This is a genomic window from Micromonospora cynarisoli (assembly GCF_030518815.1).
Lineage (GTDB): Bacteria > Actinomycetota > Actinomycetes > Mycobacteriales > Micromonosporaceae > Micromonospora > Micromonospora wenchangensis.
The window spans coordinates 4,933,493-4,953,632 of sequence record NZ_CP130426.1 but is presented as its reverse complement, the minus strand read 5'-3'; the positions used below and the strand labels follow the sequence as shown (position 1 = coordinate 4,953,632).

General features: G+C 71.5%; 19 protein-coding genes. 5 read left to right on the top strand and 14 right to left on the bottom strand.

The window, feature by feature from the left end; all coding sequences use genetic code 11:
• The first annotated feature begins 262 nt into the window (after window positions 1–262).
• The 5 genes from Q2K16_RS21495 to Q2K16_RS21475 all read left to right on the top strand — a co-directional run bounded on the left by Q2K16_RS21495 (window position 263) and on the right by Q2K16_RS21475 (window position 5,764).
• On the top strand, window positions 263–535 hold the full coding sequence (locus Q2K16_RS21495) for a hypothetical protein (RefSeq protein WP_302739653.1): 273 nt from the start codon (window positions 263–265) through the stop codon (window positions 533–535).
• A gap of 40 nt (window positions 536–575) precedes the next feature.
• Entirely contained in the window at window positions 576–1,592 is a 1,017-nt protein-coding gene (locus tag Q2K16_RS21490) for a hypothetical protein (protein WP_302739651.1), read from the top strand.
• A 9-nt stretch (window positions 1,593–1,601) separates the two neighbouring features.
• Window positions 1,602–3,995: a DEAD/DEAH box helicase gene (locus Q2K16_RS21485; protein WP_302739649.1), complete on the top strand. Its 2,394-nt coding sequence runs from the start codon at window positions 1,602–1,604 to the stop codon at window positions 3,993–3,995.
• 202 nt (window positions 3,996–4,197) lie between these two features.
• Window positions 4,198–4,788, top strand: coding sequence for a hypothetical protein (locus Q2K16_RS21480; RefSeq protein WP_302739647.1), 591 nt, complete (start codon window positions 4,198–4,200; stop codon window positions 4,786–4,788).
• A gap of 607 nt (window positions 4,789–5,395) precedes the next feature.
• Window positions 5,396–5,764 (top strand): hypothetical protein, encoded by a 369-nt coding sequence (locus Q2K16_RS21475; RefSeq protein ID WP_302739646.1) that lies wholly within the window; start codon window positions 5,396–5,398, stop codon window positions 5,762–5,764.
• A 334-nt stretch (window positions 5,765–6,098) separates the two neighbouring features.
• On the opposite strand, the gene Q2K16_RS21470 is transcribed toward Q2K16_RS21475, so the two are convergent.
• The 14 genes from Q2K16_RS21470 to Q2K16_RS21405 all read right to left on the bottom strand — a co-directional run bounded on the left by Q2K16_RS21470 (window position 6,099) and on the right by Q2K16_RS21405 (window position 19,511).
• Window positions 6,099–7,604 (bottom strand): pentapeptide repeat-containing protein, encoded by a 1,506-nt coding sequence (locus Q2K16_RS21470; RefSeq protein ID WP_302739644.1) that lies wholly within the window; start codon window positions 7,602–7,604, stop codon window positions 6,099–6,101.
• Window positions 7,605–7,982: 378 nt separating this feature from the next.
• Window positions 7,983–8,984, bottom strand: coding sequence for a DUF2637 domain-containing protein (locus tag Q2K16_RS21465; protein ID WP_302739642.1), 1,002 nt, complete (start codon window positions 8,982–8,984; stop codon window positions 7,983–7,985).
• Window positions 8,981–12,016 (bottom strand): BTAD domain-containing putative transcriptional regulator, encoded by a 3,036-nt coding sequence (locus Q2K16_RS21460; protein ID WP_302739640.1) that lies wholly within the window; start codon window positions 12,014–12,016, stop codon window positions 8,981–8,983. The genes Q2K16_RS21465 and Q2K16_RS21460 overlap by 4 nt, the downstream gene beginning before the upstream one ends.
• A gap of 35 nt (window positions 12,017–12,051) precedes the next feature.
• A complete protein-coding gene (locus Q2K16_RS21455; protein WP_302739638.1) occupies window positions 12,052–12,498 on the bottom strand; it encodes a pilus assembly protein TadG-related protein in 447 nt (148 codons plus the stop codon).
• Window positions 12,495–12,959 (bottom strand): TadE/TadG family type IV pilus assembly protein, encoded by a 465-nt coding sequence (locus tag Q2K16_RS21450; RefSeq protein ID WP_489671796.1) that lies wholly within the window; start codon window positions 12,957–12,959, stop codon window positions 12,495–12,497. Before Q2K16_RS21450 ends, Q2K16_RS21455 begins: the two co-directional genes overlap by 4 nt.
• A gap of 36 nt (window positions 12,960–12,995) precedes the next feature.
• The gene (locus Q2K16_RS21445) at window positions 12,996–13,352 is read right to left on the bottom strand and encodes a TadE/TadG family type IV pilus assembly protein (protein ID WP_302739635.1); all 357 of its coding nucleotides are present in this window, start codon (window positions 13,350–13,352) and stop codon (window positions 12,996–12,998) included.
• A gap of 56 nt (window positions 13,353–13,408) precedes the next feature.
• On the bottom strand, window positions 13,409–13,615 hold the full coding sequence (locus Q2K16_RS21440; RefSeq protein ID WP_302739633.1) for a hypothetical protein: 207 nt from the start codon (window positions 13,613–13,615) through the stop codon (window positions 13,409–13,411).
• A 12-nt stretch (window positions 13,616–13,627) separates the two neighbouring features.
• Window positions 13,628–14,494 (bottom strand): type II secretion system F family protein, encoded by an 867-nt coding sequence (locus tag Q2K16_RS21435; protein WP_302739630.1) that lies wholly within the window; start codon window positions 14,492–14,494, stop codon window positions 13,628–13,630.
• The gene (locus Q2K16_RS21430) at window positions 14,491–15,354 is read right to left on the bottom strand and encodes a type II secretion system F family protein (RefSeq protein ID WP_302739629.1); all 864 of its coding nucleotides are present in this window, start codon (window positions 15,352–15,354) and stop codon (window positions 14,491–14,493) included. Before Q2K16_RS21430 ends, Q2K16_RS21435 begins: the two co-directional genes overlap by 4 nt.
• Window position 15,355: 1 nt before the next feature.
• Complete coding sequence (locus Q2K16_RS21425; protein WP_489671930.1) at window positions 15,356–16,615, bottom strand: TadA family conjugal transfer-associated ATPase; 1,260 nt, start codon at window positions 16,613–16,615, stop codon at window positions 15,356–15,358.
• A gap of 35 nt (window positions 16,616–16,650) precedes the next feature.
• A complete protein-coding gene (locus Q2K16_RS21420) occupies window positions 16,651–17,394 on the bottom strand; it encodes a hypothetical protein (RefSeq protein ID WP_302739626.1) in 744 nt (247 codons plus the stop codon).
• A 16-nt stretch (window positions 17,395–17,410) separates the two neighbouring features.
• Window positions 17,411–18,070, bottom strand: a complete 660-nt coding sequence (locus Q2K16_RS21415; RefSeq protein WP_302739625.1) for a CpaB family protein — start codon at window positions 18,068–18,070, stop codon at window positions 17,411–17,413.
• Window positions 18,067–18,924 (bottom strand): hypothetical protein, encoded by an 858-nt coding sequence (locus tag Q2K16_RS21410; RefSeq protein ID WP_302739623.1) that lies wholly within the window; start codon window positions 18,922–18,924, stop codon window positions 18,067–18,069. Before Q2K16_RS21410 ends, Q2K16_RS21415 begins: the two co-directional genes overlap by 4 nt.
• Entirely contained in the window at window positions 18,918–19,511 is a 594-nt protein-coding gene (locus Q2K16_RS21405) for a hypothetical protein (protein ID WP_302739622.1), read from the bottom strand. Before Q2K16_RS21405 ends, Q2K16_RS21410 begins: the two co-directional genes overlap by 7 nt.
• Window positions 19,512–20,140 lie beyond the last annotated feature (629 nt).

Sequence of the window (20,140 nt, the reverse complement as noted above, 5' to 3'; positions counted from 1 at the left end):
CACCGCCCGCATGGCGGGCGGTGGCACCTCGGTCGGCGACACACCAGACACGGCGTCACCGTGCCGCCTGCCCGCACCAATGCGCCGACGCGGGCAGGCGGCACCCGCCACGGAGGCGACGACTTGATCAAAGCCGAAAGTCGAGCGTCACTGCACCTGGCCCGCCACCAACCGCGGCAAACCCGACCGCGTCCACCCGGGCGCCGGCCACGGACGGTGGCGGCCACCCCACCACTCCTCAACACCGAAAGAGAGGCCCCTGATGGCCCGTCACCGCCACGCGATCCCCCACACGGTCACCGACGTCCTGCTCTGGCTCCTCGCCACCGACGTCGCCGCCGCCCACCAACCCCACCCCCACAACCCCGACCGATGCACCAACCTGCGCTGCACCAACCAGGCATACCCCTGCCTTCCCGCACGTGACGCCCACCGCGCCCAACAGGCCGCCACCGCCACCCGCCCCCGCGCCCGCGTCACCTCCGCCCTCACCGGCTGGTTCCGGCCCTCCCGCGCCCTGCCCAACGCCGCCTGACCCGTCCCCACCCGAAGCGACACCGACGAGAGGAGCGGCCGTGAGCTTCCACTACGAGTCCACCGTCGCCGGCTACGCCCGCGCGGCAGTCGACCTGCGCACCCGCATGATCGAATACACCCGCACCCCCCTCGCGAGAACCTTCGTGGAGTCATTCCTGGACGACCGCGACAGCGGCGGCCCCGAGTTGAGTGCGGCTGTCACCAACGTCTTCACCCGCGTCGTCCATCAGCCGTGGCAGGACGGCGAATCCTACGTCCTCGCCCCCGCGATGACCGCGATCATCGCCGCCGCCGCACAAGCCCTCGACCTGTCCGGCGACATCATCGGCAACGACGTCGCACCCAGCGACGCCGGCGTGCTGTTCCTGCCCGAGCCCATCTACGAACGGCGCACAGACGGACGTGTCACATCCCTCGGCGCGATCGCCTGGGCGAAGTTCCACAACACCGAAAGCGGTCGCACCGGATGGTGGATCACTGGATGGGCCGACCTGAACGACCCTCTCGACCCCTCCGCCGTCCAGCGCCGCCGACTCCTCGCCCAGCGGCCCGACCTCGCCGCCGAAATCGGGCCGTACATGCTGCATACGTTCTCCGAGATACCCATCGGAATCCCTGTCTCGGAAATCCACGAAATGCCACAGGTGGAAGATCGAGACTGGGAGACGGCCCCGGACGGCCGCTACTGCCTTGATCAGCCGTCGATGCGGATGAAGGCCGCCACGGCGGTGCTGTACGCCTTCTGGCGCATCCAAGAGCAGCCCCTGGCCATTGTCGCGCGACCACCACTCGACCGGCCCGCCCGTCGCCGCGCGCAGCGGTCCGGCCTCCGCCACGACACCCGTGTCGTCATGCTCCGCCGCACCAAACCCGTCTCCGAGCCGATCAGCGAGGCGAAGTGGCGCTACCGGGTGCGGTTCGTCGTGCGCGGCCACTGGCGGCGCCTCACCAACGCCAACGGACAGCCCTACCGCATCTGGATCCACGCCCACATCAAAGGCCCTGACGGAGCACCGATGCTCCTCGGCGAAACCGTCTCCGTCCTTGCCCGATAAGGAGGTGCCATGGCCCTTCACGAGCCAGCCCTCACCGGCTCCGCCCACGAAGCCGGCGAGGTGCGCGTCCCCATGACCGCGTCACACGATCCAGGCACCGCTGACCCCACCGACTGGCAGAGACCGCCCCTCACGCGAGCCGCTGCCGGGCTGCCCGACCCAGCGGGGTGGCAACGCGCGGCGATTTCCTCCGCCGTCGCCGCCCTACACGCCGGTGGCCGCGGTCAGATCCACGCCGCCTGCGGCACCGGCAAGACCATCGCCGCCGCGCACATCGCCACCGCGCTGTGCTCGCCCGGCGGTCTCGTGGTCGTAGCGTGCCCATCGGTCACGCTGGTCAGTCAAACCCTGGCCGTGCTCGCACCGGTGGCCTCGACCGTCCTGACGGTCTGCAGCGACGACAGTGCCGCCGACGCCGCCGTGCACACCGCAGACCTGCCAGCCACCGTCACCACCGACCCCAGCGCGATCGCCAGCTGGCTACGAACCAGCGGCAACGGGGGAATGCGGCTGGTGGTCACGACGCACCGCTCCGCCAGCCTGCTCGGCGACGCCCTCACCACCGCCAGGGTCCTCGCCGAGGTTCTGGTCGTCGACGAAGCCCACCACAGCGCCGGCCGAGACGACAAGCACATCGCCTGCCTACACGACGACACGAGCTTCCCCGCCCGCCGGCGGCTCTACCTCACCGCCACCCCACGCGGCAACGACATCGACGACCAGCACACGCTGTCGATGACCGACCCGGCCGTGTTCGGCCCAGTCCTACACCGCTACACCTTCGCCCAGGCCATCGCCGACGGATGGCTCGACGACTACCGGATCGCCGTTATCGGGGTGACCCGCGCCGAGATCCTCCCCCTCGTGCGCCACCTGACCGGGACCCGCAGCGGCGGCGCTGAGGACGGGCCGCTACGCACCGCGATGCTCATCGCCGCCTGCGCCCGCGCCGCCGTAGCATTCGACCTGCGCCGCACCATCGTCTACGCCCCCCGCATCGTCGACTCCCGCGCGCTGACCTCCGCCTTCGGCGGGACACTCGCCGCGCTGCCCGAGCATGCACGGCCCGACACACCGGTGACATGCCACCACGTCGACGGCCAGCACACCGCCACTCAGCGCGCCGCGATCCTCACCGACCTCGCCCACCCACCGCACGACGGATGGACCGTGATCTCGAACGTCCGCTGCCTCGGTGAGGGCATCGACGTACCCGCGGTCGACTCGGTCGTGTTCACCCACCCCAAGGGGTCCACAACCGAGATCATCCAAGCCGTTGGTCGGGCACTGCGCCGCAACCCGACCGGCTCCGGAATCGCCACGATCCTGGTGCCCGTCCTCGTCAGCGCCGACACCAGCGCCAACGCCCAAGCCGTCACCGACGGCTACCACACCATCTGGCAGGTTGTCCGCGCCTTACGCGCCCACGACGAAACCCTCGCCGCAACCCTCGACGAACAACGCCAGTACCCGTCGGCAGCGCGGGTCCTGCCCCAGCAGATCGTGGTGCGCCTACCCGACGACTACGACGTTGAGCAGTACCTGCGGCACCTCACCGTCCGGCTCGTCACCGCCACTACCTCACCCTGGTGGGAGGGCTACGGCGCCGCCGTGCGCTATCACGGCGCCCACAAGCACCTCCACGTCCCGATCGACCACATCACCGACGACGGCTACCCCCTCGGCCAGTGGATCCATCTCCAACGCAAGACCTGCCGCGCCGGACACCTCGATCCGCAGCGGATGCAGGCCCTCGACACCCTCGGCATGCTCTGGGATCCCAGGGCAACCCGCTGGGAGAAGGGCGCTATCCACGCCGGCACCTACCGCGCCCGCCACGGACACCTCCGCGTCCCCGTCGAGTTTCACACCGACGACGGCTACCCCCTCGGCGCGTGGATCCGCATGCAACGCCGCGCCCACCACGCCGGCACCCTCGACGCCGCACGCGAGGAAGCCCTACAACGCCTCGGCATCGAGTGGGACCCCTACCAGGCGATGTGGGACCGCGGCATCAGCCACGCCGCCGCATACCATGCCCAACACGGCCACCTGCGCGTTCCCGCCGATCACACCTGCCCCGACGGATACCGCCTCGGCCAATTCGTCATCGCGCAACGCATGCTCCGCAAACGCGGCACCCTCAGCGCAGAGCGGATCGCCCACCTCGACACCCTCGACATGATGTGGGACAGACGCGAACAGGCCTTCGCCGACGGGCTGGCACACGCCCGCGCTTACCACCACGCCCACGGCAGCTTGCGCGTCACGACCTCAACCCGCAGCCCCGACGGCTACCGCCTCGGCGCCTGGCTGAAAGTGCAACGCGCCAAACTGCGCAACCGAACAATGCCGGCCGACAACCTCCAGGCACTCGACGCCATCACCACCACCTGGCGCTGACGACACCCCGCACCCGACACCGCCAGCAGCACACCAAAAGCACCACCCCGGACGGGGCCGCTGGCCGATCACCGGCTCAACCTCAACGCGGCCGAACCGACACCACCCAGCACAGCCCTGCGCCGCCGCGCTCGTCACGCACATACCGCCTCAAGACTCGCGCGGCGCCCGCGTAGGCACACCCAGACTCGAGGGAGAACCAGTGCACGACAATGGATACCCCTTCGACATCAACAATCGCGCCTACCAGCGCTTTCCCATCCTCGCCAGCGAACACTTCGAGACCATCAACTGGCACGACGCCGACACCGGACTACCCACCATGATCACCTTGGTCGACATCGGCAGCCGCGACGCGTTCAGCCTCGCACTGCTCGACACCGCCGAGGACCATCGACACCACGCCCTGCTCGCCGTCACCACCACCGACGCCCTGGCCCTGCATGGGCCGATCCCCGGCCGGGCCGCCGCCGCCGACTACGCACCCCACCTGGCCATGCACGACGTCGACATCGCCGCCACCACACCAATCTCTCTCCACAACCCCGACGACCCGCACATCGGCGACGACGAGTGGATTTCCGTACCAAGCATCACCCACGCCGCCCGCACCACCATGCTCGACAGCGGCAGCGTCGCGCTAGCTTTCTTGGACCGTGACCGCGCCACCATCGCCGTCGTCGGGCCCTTTCCCACCATCGACGCCGCCGACGCCTGGCGGCCTGCCGCCGCCGGGCGACCGTCGGCCGACCGGCTCCTGCTCGCTGTCCACGCGCCGGTCATGAGGCATTGAACGCACTTCTTTCTGGAAGCGGTCAAGTTCGCCACCAACTCCTCGACCTGCGCCACGGCCGCACCCTGTGGATGCTCGCCGTCGTCTCCGACGGTCACCTCGACGACATCACCGCCGGACAACAGCTCGTCACCACCCTGCACCGCGCCGACTGCGCCGTGGCTGCGGGAGTTGGCCGACCACGCCCAGCCGGTGTGGTGTGCACCAGCTGGAACCACTTCCAGCCGAGTGGATCGCGCCCCAGCCGGGCCTCCCGCCCACCTGGCCCCATGTCCCCGTCCTCGCGGGGCGGGTTCGGCTTCGGCCACCAGCGCAAACCTCGTCCCGTCAACGCCTGGGCCGCACGGCGGCCCCTGGCCGTCCTCGACGACAAGTTCGGCGGCAAGACCCCACCACCGCCGAGCAGCGCACCGCCGACGGCACGCCCACCCTGCTCCGCCCGGTCGACCCGCGCCACGGGCTGCGCCGCGCCGACATCGACACGGTCCTGACTTGGCTAAGCCAGCTCCGAAACAAGCCGCCTCAGCACCGGAAACGCCCGTCCACCCACCCCGTGGGCCACATCCACGGACGCGGGCACACGCCGCATATCGACAGGGAGTCAACGATGGACAGTCCGACCTGCCCCCCAGACGAACCAGAGGCCGACCAGTCGGCGGCCCTCACCGTTGGTGACCCGCACCTACACAGGACCCGCCTGCTCGCCCGCGAATGTGCCACCTGCATCTTCAAACCCGGCAATCCGATGCACCTCGAGCCGGGCCGGCTGAAGGAGATGGTGACCGAGGCCTGCGGTCACGCCGGCTACATCGTCTGCCACTCCACCCTGCCGAACGCCGGCAGCCCGATCCCACCCGCGGTCTGCCGCGGCTTCGCCGACCGCTACCGCACCTGGCAACTGCAGGTCATGCAACAACTCTGGGGCTTCGTCGAAATCGAACCACCCGAGCCCGACTCCACCCGTACCCACGAATGATCCGGAGAAGACACATGCCGAGCATCGACGACTTCCTCCGACGCCAGGGACCCATGGCTGGCCGTCACGCACGTTCTGCCCACCGAGGACAACCTCGACACGTACACCGTCGGGCTCACCGCCCACAACCATCGAGAACAGAGTCCACTGGGTCTGCGACGTCGCCGACGATGAGGATCACCCGTGGCCCGGTTGACGGTAGTGCAAGGGGTGTGTCTTTCTGGTGGGCGCGGCCTGTTGGCCGTTCGAGCGGATTCCCGTCCCGGCTGGTCGCAGGCCGGGCTGGCTCACCGCGCCCGTGCTTCGAATCTCCATCGAGGCCGATTCGGCAACGCTATTTGGCAGTCGGCCCCGGTCCGTCGTATCTCACCCCACCGAGGGTCGTTCCATCGAAGCTCGCGGTACCGCTGAACGTCGCCCTGTCGAACTTGGCGTCGCCGCTGAACGCCGCCCCGACGAAACTGGCGTCGCCGCTGAACGTCGCCTCGGCGAACCAGGCGTCGCCCCTGAACGTCGCCTCGCCGAACCCGGCGAAGCCGCTGAACGTCGCCTCGCCGAACCCGGCGTCGCCGCTGAACGTCGCCGTGTGGAACCAGGCTGGGCCGCTGAAGGTCATTCTGACGAACCCGGCGTAGCCGTCGAACGTCGCCCTGTCGAACACGGCGAGGCCGTCGAACGTGGCCCTGTCGAACCCGGCGTAGCCGTTGAACGTCGCCGTGTCGAACTCGGCGCGGCCGTTGAACGCCGCGTCGATGAACTGGGCGTAGCCGTTGAACGTCGCCGTGTGGAACCCGGCGGCGCCGTCGAACGTCACCATGTCGAACATGGCATGGCCGCTGAACGTTACCCCGCTGAACGTGGCGTCGCCGCTGAATCTCGCCCCCAAGAACCAGGCGTCGCCACTGAATCTCGCCCCGGCGAACTCGGCGTCGCCGTCGAACGTCGCCAGGGCAAATCGGGTGTCGCCGGTGAAGTGCGTTTTGGTGAAGGTGGTGTTGTGGAGGTAGCAGCGGTTGAGGTCAAGGTCGATGAGGACAGCTTCGGTGAGGTCGAGCGTCACCTTCGGCCCCCAGTACAAGGGGTGGGGGTCTCCTTCTGGGGTTGTAGGCCGTAGATGGCGGGCGAGGATGCGTTGGGCGGCGAGGCGGACCTGCCGTTCTTCTCGAAGTTCCACGGCCGGCTTGTCGCTGTCACCGGTGATGGCCGTCGGTGCGGTTGGATCGGGGTCGCCTGCGGGTGGTGGGGTGGTGGGCGTGGGGATGGGTAGGTCGTCGGGTGGGGTGTAGGGCATGCGTAGGTAGGCGCAGATCACCTCCACGATGCTCTGCCGGTGGATCGGGTTGTCCTGGGCGAGGCGTTCCAGGGCGTACAGGCCGGCGAGGCGGACCGGGGCCTTGTCGGAGCCGAGTTGGTCGGCGGCCTTGACGTACAGCTCGGTGACGCGTTTCTCGCCGGCGTCGTACTCGGTGGCCTGCTGGGTGCGCTCGGCCAGCTGCTGCCGGCGGAAGGCCAGCAGCAGCGCGAACGCGGCGGTCACCGCCGCGCCGATGGTCAAGGCGGCGCGGATGGACTCGATCCGTACCTTCGCCCGCTCCACCTGATCGCCCACGGTCGGCACCGAACCCTGCAACCAGGTGACCGCGGCCCAGGTGACCACTCCGACCAGGACCACCCCAACCGGGATCACCCACGACCGCAGAGGCCGCACCTGCCGATCCGGCGGCGTCGGCGCGGCAGACACCTCATGCTTCGCCCCGTCCCGCTGCCACAGCAGCACCCCCGCGACCAGCGCCACCAGGCCCACCGCGACCGGCACCAGCACCGGCCCACCGGACGCCATGACAGCCCACCACGGCCGGGGAACCAACACCACCGCGACCGACAGCAGAACCAACCCGCCGACCGATATCAAGGCGACACTCAATCGTCTCGTCGTCACACTGAGGAATCGTGCCCGCACACGACAACCCCGTGTCGTGCCCGTCGACGGGCGCCGAGCGCGGCTGGTGTGGCGCACACGCGGAGCGACCGGCCGCGCGCTCTGTCGAACTGGCACGAGCGGCCCCGGCACACTGCCGGGGGTCGCTTCGGAACACGTACAGAGACTCTGGACCAACTCGCCCTGGCGCATTCCGCAGTAAACAGGGTCTTTTGCCGTTGGTGGGTGAGCGGCTGCGCTTGGACTGTTATTGCAGTGATCGCCAGGCCGTAGCCGGGGTCAGCGTCGGCGCTGGCGGACGGGGCGGCCATTGACGCGGGTGGTGTGGGTTGGTGTTCTTGGCTGCCAGTGGCGTCGCACGGTCCGTTCTGACCTGCCGATCCGTACCGCGATCTCGGCTGGTTGCAGTTGGGGATCGTGACGTCGCCAGTAGGCCACTGCGGCGGCGGTGTCGGTGGCGGCGACGGGTGCTTCGAGGTCCGCTTCGGTGTGCGGGCGCCGATGGTTTTCTGTTTCCGTGGCGGGTCGTGTGGTTTCGTTCACCGCGTCGGTCGAGTGGGTGGCGGCAGAGCCGCTTGGATCCTGCCGGTGTGCCACCGGCGGCCGAATCCCGTCTTCGTCTGTTCCCTGGTCGACGCTCAACGACCAGGGCGAGCCGGTGGCGTGCGCCACTGCAACGGGGCCAGCGCTTGCTGGGGATAGCGCGGTCCCGGGCCCGGCGGTGATCGGGAGTGGGTGTGAGGAGGCGTCGCTCACCGGTTCCTCTGCCGTGATGGCAGGCGGCACGGCGGCTTGGGCGGCTGCTGCCGGTGTTGAGGGCTCGGGCGCCTCCGTGGCGCGGATGTGGGCGCTGATCTCGACGAGGCTGACGCTGGCGACGATGACGAGACCGTCGACGGAGAGGGGTAGGAGGTAGGCGGCGCCGAAGCCGTTTTCGCCGTAGCGGGCGGCGACGCCGGCGAGGTGCCAGTAGGACACCCAGGCGGCGATGCCGGCGATGAGGGTGGCGGCGGTGACGCGGATGGCGCCGAGGTGCCAGCGGTAGTGGGGGACGCGGGAGATCAGTTCGACGGTGAGGAGCAGCGCCAGGGGTGGCCAGGCGGCGATGATCTGGCTGATCGGGTTCGGTCGGGCGTGGAGGACGTTCGCGGCGACCGAAGCGGCGACGCCGAGGGTGAGGGTGGCGCGTACCGCCCATCGCAGTGTGCGTAGCCGCCTGTCCTCGCGGTCGGCGTCGGGTGCTGCGGTGGGGTCGCTGGCCGGTGGGGCGGTGTGGTTCATGCCGGTCGGCCGTCGGAGGGACGACGGCGATGCCCGGGCTGGATGCCGTCGATGAGGCAGTGGACGAGGTCGAGGGTGTCGTCGGAGGGTTCTGCGTCGATCTCGCTGAGACGGTGGGTGAGTGTGCTGCGCAGCGCACGAATGGCGTCGGGGTCCCCGAGCGCGGCGTGGGCGCGCATGGCCTGCTGATACAGCTGCTCGTTGTAGGGGTGGTGAGGCAGGGCCGTGGCGCAGATGGTGGCCTGTTCTGCGGGGTTTCCTTCGTGTGCCTCGATGAGCGCGGTGGCGGCGTCGAGGGCTTGGCGTTGCGCGGCGTGCCGGTAGGCGTCGAGCCATTCGTAGTCGCACCCCTCGGCCAGGGGCCGGTAGTTGTCCACGGCGTGGCGTAGAGCCTGGAGGCGGTCGGGGTGGGTGCCGCCGGTGGTGCGCAGGGCGGCGCGTAGCCGCCACAGGTCGATGTCGAAGCGGTCGGGGTTGAGGCGGTAGCGGCGGTGCGGGTTGGTGAGGTAGCTACCGGGCCCGGTGTGGTGGCGCAGCACCGCGCGTAGGTCGGAGACGTAGGTGTGCAGGCGGTGCAGGGCCTTGCTGCTGGGCGCTTCGGGCAGCAGATCCTCGAGGATCGCCTCGATCGAGGCATCGCCGTCGTTGGCGGCGAGGTAGACGAGCAACTCCAGCGACTTGGCGCGCAGTGTGCGTGGGTGGCTGGCGTTGACGATGGCCGGCGGGCCGAGCACCGTCACCTCGACCCGGTCAGGTCGTGGGCCTGCGGCTCGGCTGTCATCAGCGGCCGTACCCTCGGTCGTCTGGCGGGGCGACCGAAGCGGGCTGTCGGAGAGGGCCGCTGGGCTGCTGCCGGCGGAGCCGGCGACGCTGAGCGACGTGTCGTCGGTCTCGGGTGGGAGCGGCGGCGGGATGCGCGCGGAGGCTGCGGGTTGCGCCTGCGAATCGCGATCATCGTCGGCTGATCCCGGCTCGGATCCGCTGGTCTGACTCTTATCGATACGTTTGGGTTCGGGGAACGATGGTGGGTCGCCGGGCGAATCGGGTTGGGGTGGTGGTGCTGGCTCGACCGGCGCGGGCACGGGGGGTTGACCGGTGTGGGACTCGGCGAGGGTGGCGAGCAGGTCGACGGTTTCGGTGGGGTCGAGGACGGCGAGACGACCGATGTCGGCGGGGTGGGGTCCGTGGCGGGCGTCGCTGGCGGCACGGGTGACGGTGCCGTCGGCGGCGACGGAGGCGGTGTCGCCGTCGGGCCAGACGCCGAGGAGCACGCCGTGGATGTCCAGGCGTTGCCCTTGGGCGAGGAGCGCGGCGACGCGGGCGCGTTCGTGGCGGCCGGTGGCATCGGCGAGCAGCATGATCGGTGCGAGGGGTTGTTCGTGGGGGTCAGCGGCGCGGAGGGCGGCGACGGTGTCGACCTCGTGTTCGTAGACCAGTCGGCTGCGGCGCAGGGTTTGTTGTTCGAGGGTTGCCAGGGCGTCGTCGAAATCGGCGGTGACGGTCAGGCGCGGGGTGCGGGGGAGGTTGACGGCGGCGGCGCCGAGCAGGGTCGCAGCGGTGCTGGCCGGGATGACCACGTGGGGGCGGGCGTCGGGGTGTTCCTCGCCGCTGGTGGCGAGGGCGGCGGTGAGGAAGCCGCGGGCGGCGGCGTCCGCGCCGGGCCCGGTCAGGCCCAGACCCGCCGGCGGCCATACCGCCGACAGTGGGTGGGCCAGAGCTGGCGCCACCGGCGCGGCGTCGTGCGTTGCTGCCTCGACGGCGCCGCTGGCCGGTGAGGTGCGGGGCAGGGCGGAAACGTCGTGCTCACGGCGCGGCGGAGGCTCGTTGCCGCCGCCTTGGCCCTCACGGGTGTCGGCGTCGGAGTGGAGGGGGTGAATCGCAGCGGCGTCGGGGCGCAAGCCGCGTCGGATCCGCCGCACCACGGCGGGCATCGGCGCCGCGGCCGGGTCGTCGGTGGGATGAGGTTGCAGGGGTGTGCGGGGGCGGTAGCGGCGTTGCCGGTGCGCCCAGATCATGGCGACTGCGGCGATGATCGCTGCGGCCAGTCCGGCATCGACCCAACTGCCGCTGGGTAGGGACACTCCGTGGCCCGTTCGAGCGGGGCGGCTGTCATGGGTGGCGGCAGGGTTGGCCTCCGGCTTCTGGCGGGAAGCTGGTGAACTGGTGGCGGGAGCGGGGTCGGTGGTCGTCGTCGGTGCGGGGGGCGGCAGGTCGGCGGGTGTCGGTGCTGGCGCGGGTGGGCGCGTCGATGGTGGTGGGGTCGTTCGGTGGGGACGCTGGCCGGCGGGTGGGGTGGCGTCGGCGGGCAGGTCGAGCGTCCAGCCGGGGTGGATCATGTTCGGGTCACGCAGGGTGCCGCCGACCTTCGGGAAGTGGGTGCCGCGGTTGAGGGCGAAGATCTCGGGCCAGCGGTCGGCGTCGCCGAGCCACTGCTCGGCGATCTTCGACAGGGTGTCGCCGCGGGCGACGGTGTGCCTGTACTGGCGGCCGTCGGCGACCAGCGTCACCGTGGTGTTTGCGAGTGGATGTGCTACGGCGACGGCCACCGGCGCCGTTCGCGTCCTGTCTGCCGCTGTGCCGGCCTCCTGCTGGTGGGCGACGACGGAGGGCACGGCGGTGGCTGTGCCAGCCGGGTACGCCTGGACGGCGGGAGTTGCGGTGGCGGCTTGCCCGGCGGTCGCCAGCACCCCGCCGGTGATCATGGTGACGAGAAGTGTTGCCAGACCACGGGCGGGGGTCAGCGCGCGGGGTTGGGGCAGGCGCCGACCGGTGAGGGCTGCGGCGGCTTCGGCGAGCACTGACCACACGAACGAGACCCACGCAGCCCAGAGCAGAGCGGCGAGGCCCGCGATGATCATGTCGTCGGTCAGAGGGCTGGTCAGCGTGGTGAGCACGGTGTCCCAGGTGGGCGGCCGGTCGGGCAGCGGCGATGCGGTGAAGCGCAGCAGCGCGTAGGGCGGGCCGGCAAGCAACACCGCTGAGACGATGGCGGCGGCGGCCCGGCGGGCGGCGGTGGTCAGCGTCGCGATCACGATGACGCCTCCTGCGTTCGATGGGGCGGGCGCGCCTACTCGGGAGCGGTGACGCCGGTTGCGGGTGTGGCCGTCGCGGTGGCGGTCACGGGAATGGCGGTGACGCCGATCAGGTGCAGTAGCTGCGTGCGGTGCGTGGTGGTGACCGTGACGGTGACCTGGTCGGTGGTGGCGGACACGGTGCCGAGCTGCCCGGCGTGGGCGAGGAAGGCCCGGGCGGCGGCGCTGGCGGCGGCCGGGTCGAGTCGCGCCGCGCCGGTCACGCGGTGCGCGGCCAGGTCGATCCGTCCGGCTCCGGCGCGGGCGGCGGCCTGCGCGGTGTCATAGGCGGACACCTTGGCGGCCATGGCGGTGCCCAGATCGAACACCAGACCGGCGAGAACGAGCACGATCAGCGTTGCGACCACGGTCCACGGGGTGATCTGCCCCCAGTCCTCACGTCTCGCGTCCCCGCGTGTCCAGCTGGCGCGACGGGCGGTCACGGCCGTGCCCCGTACAGGTCGAGGGGCTGGTGGGAGGTCGCGGAGACGGTCACCGCGCCGGGCAGCCCGAGCCCGGAGAGGTCTTCCAGTCGGATGCCGCAGGCCACGGTGGCGCTGACCTGGCCGCCGGGGGTGAACGTGCCAGGGTCGATGGTGACGGTGGAGGGCTGACAGGTGATCCCGCGGCCGGCGAGCGCGGCCGAGGCCGCCTCGACGCCAGCGTGCCGGGCTTCGGTGGACGTGTCGGCCAGGGACGCTTGTCGGGCTGCCGCGGCAGAGGCGGAGTGGACGTCGACCGAGGCCGAGACCAGACGCAGACAGGCCACGATGGCGAGCACGGCCAGCACCATCAGCGGGAGGTAGCCGAGGGTCATCTCCACGCTCACCGAGCCATGGTCGGCCCTCCGGCCGGCACGGTGCCGCGCTCTCGCGCGGGCTCTGCTGGGCAGTGGTTGGCGCATGGTCGGGCAGCTCCTTGTCCGTGGGAAGAGTGCGGGCTAGTCGGTGTCTGGTCGGAACCTCTCGACGGGAGCGCTGACCCGGGTGTCGACCGGCAGTCGCAGGCCGGGGATGACGGCGGGGGCGCGGCCGGCGACTGCGACCGTGGCGGTGTCGGCGCTGCGGTCCACGGACACCCGGGAGTCGGTGACGACGCGGTCGGCGACCTGGTCGAGCACGGCGGTGGCATCGGCGTGTCCGGCGGCGGCGGTGCCGCCGTTGATGCGGGTGGTCTGCAGGGCGTGGTTGGCGGCGTGTTGCACGCCGAGCTGCGCGAGGGCCCACAACGCCAGTTGCACGCCCAGCAGGACGAGCAGGAACAGCAGCGGCGCGTAGAGCACCACCTCGGTGGTCACCGAGCCGCGGTCCGTGCTCTGCCGACGTCTGCCGCTGCGCTTTGCGGGGTCCAGGTTCACAGGCTGATGCCATCGATCTTGGAGAGGATCTTGGAGCGGAAGATGCCGTAGACGGCGAGGACGAGGGTGACCAGCAGGGCGATCCACATGACCTTCTCGGTGGTCTCGCTGCCCCGGTCGCCGGAGTCGCGCAGCCGGCGGATCCGGTCGGTCACGGTCAGGTGTATCAGGGTCAGCAGGGCGAGCAGTCTGCTCAGCCACATGGCCGGGCCTCCTTAGAACGTGTCGACGGTGCTGACGGCGGGGTAGAGCAGGAACAGCAGGTAGGCGGCGGCGAGCAGCATGACCGGCATGGACATGCGTTCGGTGGCGGCGTTCGCGCGGGCTTCCAGGGCGGCGGCCTGGTGGGCGCGTAGGGTGGCTGCGCGGATGGTCAGGGAGTCACGGATGCGGGCTCCCTCGGTGCCGGCGAGGCTCATCGTGGCGGCCAGCTCCTGCAGCTCGACCACGCCGGTGTCCTCGCCGAGCTGGTCGAGGGCCTGCCAGGGCGGCATCCGCAGCAGCCGGGCGGTGTCCACCGCGCGGCGCAGCCGTTGGGCTGCCCAGCCGTGGCTGTCGGTGCAGGCGTCGTCGAGGGCTTGTTCGAGACCGGCGCCGCCGGCGAGGGAGATCACGACGAGGTCGAGGACGGCGGACAGGGTGTAGCGCAGCTCGTCGCGGCGCCGGCCGGCCTCGGCGCGCACGGTGGACTCGGCCAGCCACCACCCGCCGGCGGCGCCGGCTAGGGACGTCCAGACGGGCGTGCCGGTGGCGAAGGTGACCCCGCCGGCGGCGAGGGCTGCCATCGCGGCCGGCGGCAGGATCAGCCCCGCGAGCACGGCGAGCGTCTGGTCGGCCAGGTGCAGCGCGACCGGCCGCTCGAGCACGGCCAGGTCGGCGCGCATCCGTCGTCGGGGCAGGCCCAGTGCGCGCAGCGGCGCGGCCATCAGCCGGACCCGCGTCGCCGTCGGCTGCTCGGGTGCCGCGGGCGCACGGCGCAACGCGTCGAGGGCCTGGCCGAGACCAGGGCGCGCCGGCACGAGACCGGAGGCGGTCAGGAGCAGGCCAAGCCCGGTGAGGAGTCCGCACGCGAGCACGATCATCCCGCCCGCCCCTCACCTACTGCCAGCCCGCCGGGGTTGGCGAGGACTCGGGGTGGTTCGGGCAGGCGGGAGGCGCGGACCAGCCACCAGAATCCCGCGGCGAACACCGCGCCCACGACGAGGAGCACCATCTGCCCGGTGACACTCTGGTAGGGGGTGAGGAACCCGGAATTGAGCAGGATCAGCCCCGCGACCATCGCCACCGCGGTGCCGGTGATCACCCGTGCGGCGGTGCGCGTCGCGGCCCGCTTCGTCGCCACCCGCATCCTGATCACGGCCAACTCCCGTGCGGTGACGGCGAGGCTGGTCAGGCATTGCGACAGCTGCCCGCCGTGGTAGCCGGCGGCCTGCGTCAACGCCCGCACCACGAGGTCGGCGGTCGGATCGGCGAGGTCGACGGCGAACACCCGCAGCGCGGCAGGCAGGCGGGCGCCGCCGCGCACCGCGGTGTCCAATGCCTGCACCTGGGCGCGGATCGGGTGTGGGGTGACCGGGGCGGTGGCGGTGATGGCCTGCTCCAGCCCGGCGGCCGAGGACAGGGTGTCACGCAGCAGCTCGGCCCAGGTGGCGATCGCTTCGATACGGGCCACGGCCCGGGTGTGCTCGCGGTCGGGACCGAGGACGCGGGGCAGCGCCCAGACAGCGGCGGCGGCCAACAGGACTGCCACGGGCCAGCGGGTCACCGCTCCGGCGGCGACGCCCGCCGCGACCGTGGCCAGCATCCGGTGGCGGTCGACGCTCCTCCGCCGGCCTGTCCGTCGGCTGCTTCGACTGCCCGGCGGGCGTGGGCGTAGCCCGTCGGCGATCAGGGTGAGGCCGGCTGCGCAGGCCAGGCCGAGCAGGATCGGCAGCGGATTCATGTCACCACCGGTCCTGGTCGAGGAGGTCAGGTGGGAGGCCGGCGGCGATGAGGTCGTCGAGGGTGTCGGCGCGCAGCGGCGCGGCCGGCACGGCGCGGCGGTCGGGGCCGGGACGGTATATCTCGTTGGAGGGCACCTGTGTGCCGTCGGTCTCCAGGACCTGCCGGACCGAGGACAGGACGCGGGTGCCGTCGGTGGCGACGTCGAGGTGCAGCACGAAGTCGACGGCCTGACCGATGAGCACGTTCGCCGCGTCGAACGTCAACCTCTCGGGGGCCTGCATGACATACATCGCCAGCCGGGTCAGGGCCTGTTTGCTGGAGGAGGCGTGCACGGTGCACATGGAACCGTCGTTGCCCTGCGACATCGCCAGGAGCATCGGCACGGCTTCGGCGCCGCGGGATTCCCCGACGATGACCCGGTCCGGGCGCATCCGCAGCCCCCACGTGACCATCGTGGCCATGTCGATGCCGCCGACGCCCTCAAGGTTCGGCTCGCGTTGCTGCAGCGCCGTGGTGTTCGGGTGCGCGTCGATGTTCTCGTCCAGGCCGAGTTCGAAGGCGTCCTCGACGGTGACGATCCGCTCGGACGGGCTGATCGCGGCGGCGGCGGCGCGGAGCAGGGTGGTCTTCCCTGCCCCGGTTCCGCCGCAGATCACCAGGTTCTTACGGGCCCGCACCATCGCCGCGACCAGCTCCCGCAACCCGGGCGTCAGCTCACCACGGTCGACGAGGTCATCGAGGGTGACCTGGTGCAGCACGTTACGGCGGATCGACACGCTGGGCCGCTTGGACACGGCCATCACCGCGAACAGTCGCTGCCCATCGGGCAGGCGCAGCGACAGGCCCGGCGACCCGCGGTCGAAACGCCGCTCCTCCTGGCCGCTGCGCGCCGCGGCCGTGCGCACCAAGTCAACCAGTTCCTCGTCGGTGGTCGCGACCGGCGGGACCCGCCGGCTGCGCCCGTCGGTGGTGCGGACCCACACGTTGTCGCAGCCGTTGACGAAGATGTCCTCCACCTGCGGGTCGTCGAGCAGCGGCTGCAGGCCACCCAGGCCGAGGAAGCTGTCGCGCAACGCCCGCGCCAGCGCCGCCTCGGTCTGCCGCGACAAGGGAGTGCGGCCCGCCGTGATGATCTCCCCGGCGTAGGTGAGCAACTCCTCGGCGATGTACTCGGCGATGACCGCACGGCGTCGCGTGTCAGAAAGCTGGGCGCCGTGCGCGGCGAGGCGGTCACTGACACGGCCACGCAGCAGCGCCATCAGCTCCGGCGCCACCACCACGGCGGCAGGCGCGGTCACCGGACGACCTCCAACGCCGCGCGTGACGCGGTCGACGGCGAGGAGAGCGGCGCGAGAGTGGCGGCGAGGCCGCGCAGGGCCTGCGCCAGACGGGTGCGCGTCCACGCCGGTCCGGTCAGCCGGCCGGTCAACACGGCCGCGCCCCACCGGTCCACGGGTAGGTGTGCCCACACCGGGACACCGAGCCGACCGCTGACCTCCCGCGGCTCGTAGTCGCACTTCCCCGACACCGCCACCCCGAGGTGCGGGGTGCTGATGGTCCCGCGTAGGGCCGCCAGCCGGGTGTCGACGTGGTCGAGATGCTCGGTGTCCCCGGCGGTCACGACCACCAGCGCGTCCGCCCGCCGCGCCAGGCCGTGGGCGGGGCTGCCGGGGTAGAGGCGACCGGCGTCGAGGATCACCACCGGCGCCAGCCCGGGCACCACCTCCGGCCGCGCGGCCAGGACGGACACCGCCTGCGCGCAGGTCTCGGCCGCGCCGGGCCCCAAGACCGCGTGCACGCCCAGCGGCAACGGCTGCACGAACCGCGCCGGCTCACCCGACGGTTGGCCGTGGCGCGCCGCAGCGGCCAACGCCGCCAGCCCGGGCTCCTGAGGCAGGCCGAAGCGTGCCCCCAACACCCCGCCGCACGGGTCGGCCTCCACCACCAAACCCGGCCTGTGCGGCCAGAGCGCGGCCACTCCCAACGCGGCGGTCGATACGCCCGGAGCACCGGACACCGACGCGAGCATCACCAACATGTCCGTCAACCTCCCTCTATTGGCGTGGCCCGAGCTGCACCAGCGCCACGTCCCCGGGCGTCGAGGCGACCGCCTGCGCCTGCAGTTCGTCCAGCAGCAACGTCACGATCTGACCGCCCTGCTCCGCATCGCTCGTCGCGACGACGCTGGCCTCCGCCCGACGTGCCTCCACTGTCTGGGCCGTGGGTGGGCTTGTGGCCGCCTGGCCGGTGTCCGGGGTGCGCGCGACGAGGATCACCACCCGCGCCCCGGCGGCGAGTCCGGCGGGGGCACGGCCGGCCTTGACCACGACCGCGATCACCGCCTGCCCCGCTGGAGGCCACGCCGGTGGTCCCACCTGCGCCGACACCAGCAAGCTCCCGACGCCCAGGGGCACCGCCGCCGCGCGCCCCACGACCTCGTCGCGTCGGTCCGCGGCGAGCAGGTCCAGGCCCGACGGGTTCGCCACCCGCACCACCCGCACATCCGTGTCGGCGATGACCACCCCGGCGGGCACCGGCCGCGCCACGGCCAGGAACTGCTCCCCGGCATGCCGACGAAGATCAACCTGCCAGAACGTCAGCACCGTCGCGACAACCAGCAGCAGCCCGGCGGCCACCCGCCGCCCACTGCGCCGCCCCACCCACGACGGCGCCGCGGTCGTCGCCGGCTGGGGGCGGGCGGCCGTGACGCTCACCGGGCATCCCCGACGATCGCCTGGGACTGCGCGACCCGCACCATCCTGGTCGCCGTCGTCGTCAACGGCGCCAACGTGCCCCCGCCATCCGGCCCCGACCAGGCCACCGACCACGTCACGGTCGCCCGCAGGGCGAACGCGGCACCGGGCGCGGCGGCAGACGACCTGGTGAAGGTGTGCCCACACGTCGATACCGCCCGCGGATCCGTGCCGGGCGTCCACGGCCTGCCGGGACCCACGCAGATCACGTCCGAGGTGCCGTCAGAGAACGACCACCGCACACTCACCGGCGTCGCCGTCGCGGTCACCACGACACCCGGCACCGACGCCGACGCCGACCGGGTGCCCCAGGTCACCGGGTCCACCCACAACCACACCGGCACCCGCACCAACACGAACGGCATCCCCGCAGGGTTCGTGCGGATCCCGGGGGCAGGCAGTCGCAATCGCGACCGCGCGGCCAACGCCAACGCGCCCACATCCACCCCGGGCGGCTGATCCAGCCACTGCGGCGTGCCCTGCGAGCCGATGCCGTCGCTGCTGCAGGTCCGCGCGTACCAGCCACCCGGTGGCCCCTTACCCGCAGGCGGCGGCCGGTCGCCACCCACAGGGGCCCAGTAGCAACTGCTGGCCCCGGGCGCGCCCTCGCCGCCCGAACCGGCCTCGCCGGACCCACCAGACGCGCCTCCCACGCTGCCCGGAACCTCAACGGCGAGGTCACAGCCCGGCGTCGACGGCTTCTGGGCGCAGTCGACGTGGCCGATCCCGTCATCGGCGCGGGCGACGCTCGCCATCGCCGTGGCGGCGACGGCGATGAGCAGCACCAGCAGGCCGCGCAGCGTGTGCCTCAGCATGTGCCCACCGCCTGAGCGGCGACGGTGGAGACCTTCCAGACGTCGCCGACGCGGATGACCGTCGCCCGCACGGCGCGGTTGCCGCCGGGGGTGTCGTCGGTCAGTGCCCCGGACGACGCTTTGTACGTGAGGAAGTCGGTGGTGTTCAGGCAGTCCAGGACAAAGATCGTTCCCGGGGCTGGCGAGGGCCCGGCGGTGACCCGCGGCGACGACTGGTACTGGCCCTTGATGACCTCACCGTCCTCACGCAGCTTCGCAAGGCCCGACGTCAACAGCGACAACGCCGCGCCGGTGGCGAAACGCGCCAGGTCAGGCTCCTGCGGATTCGCCGTGAGACCGGCCTTCGCATACGCCTGCCACATCCCCCGGTACGCGGTGACGGCCGCTTCCTCACGGCCAACAGTCGAGGTCCCGTTGGATTGCGGTGGTACCGCAGGCGTCGCCGGCGACGACTTCCTGTCGTCCCCGCTGCTGCTGCAGGCACCGATCAACACCGTGAGGCATAGACCGATCGGGATCGCGGTAAGGCGCAGCCGATGGGTCGGTCGACCGACACGGTGGTGCTTTCCGATGCTGCGTGTCGTCATGGTGATCCCGTCTCTCTCGCGACGGCGGAACGGAGGTCTCGCCGTCGTCAATGTCGTCTCGCTGGCGAACCGCCTACCTCGGGCTCGCTCACCCGATCCGACGGCCTGCCCCGTGGTGCGGGCCGGGGGTGCCCACTCGCCTCTGGATCGGCGGCGAGCCGCCACAACCATGGCTGAACTACGGATGGCGGATCATCAACCACAGTTGAAACGCTCATGGGCGAGCTAAGCACAAAGCTCCAGAGTGCGTCAACCCCAGTTCGGATCTGACGAACTATGGTTGCCTCATGGATGGGTTACACCAAGCCCCCACCTCCCACCCGGCGCCGCTGCGCAACACGTTCGACGGCCGGCGCGCCACCACAGCACGACGACGGCCACGGCAGGCCAAACAGACCTCGCCGCCACGAGCGCCCGCCAGGGCAGGCAACCCCACGCGACGGCCCGGCACGCAGGTCCGGCGATGACCTCGCTCATGTGGTGCAGCGCGCTATGCGGAGCGCTGGCCGGAGCAGCGATGCCATACGCCAGCGCCAGGGCCGTGGCCAAGCTGCGCCCTCAGCCCCGCGCCAGCCGAACACCTCCCCCGACCAGCGGGACGCGGGCGCGGCGGTGGTGGCAGTGGGTGG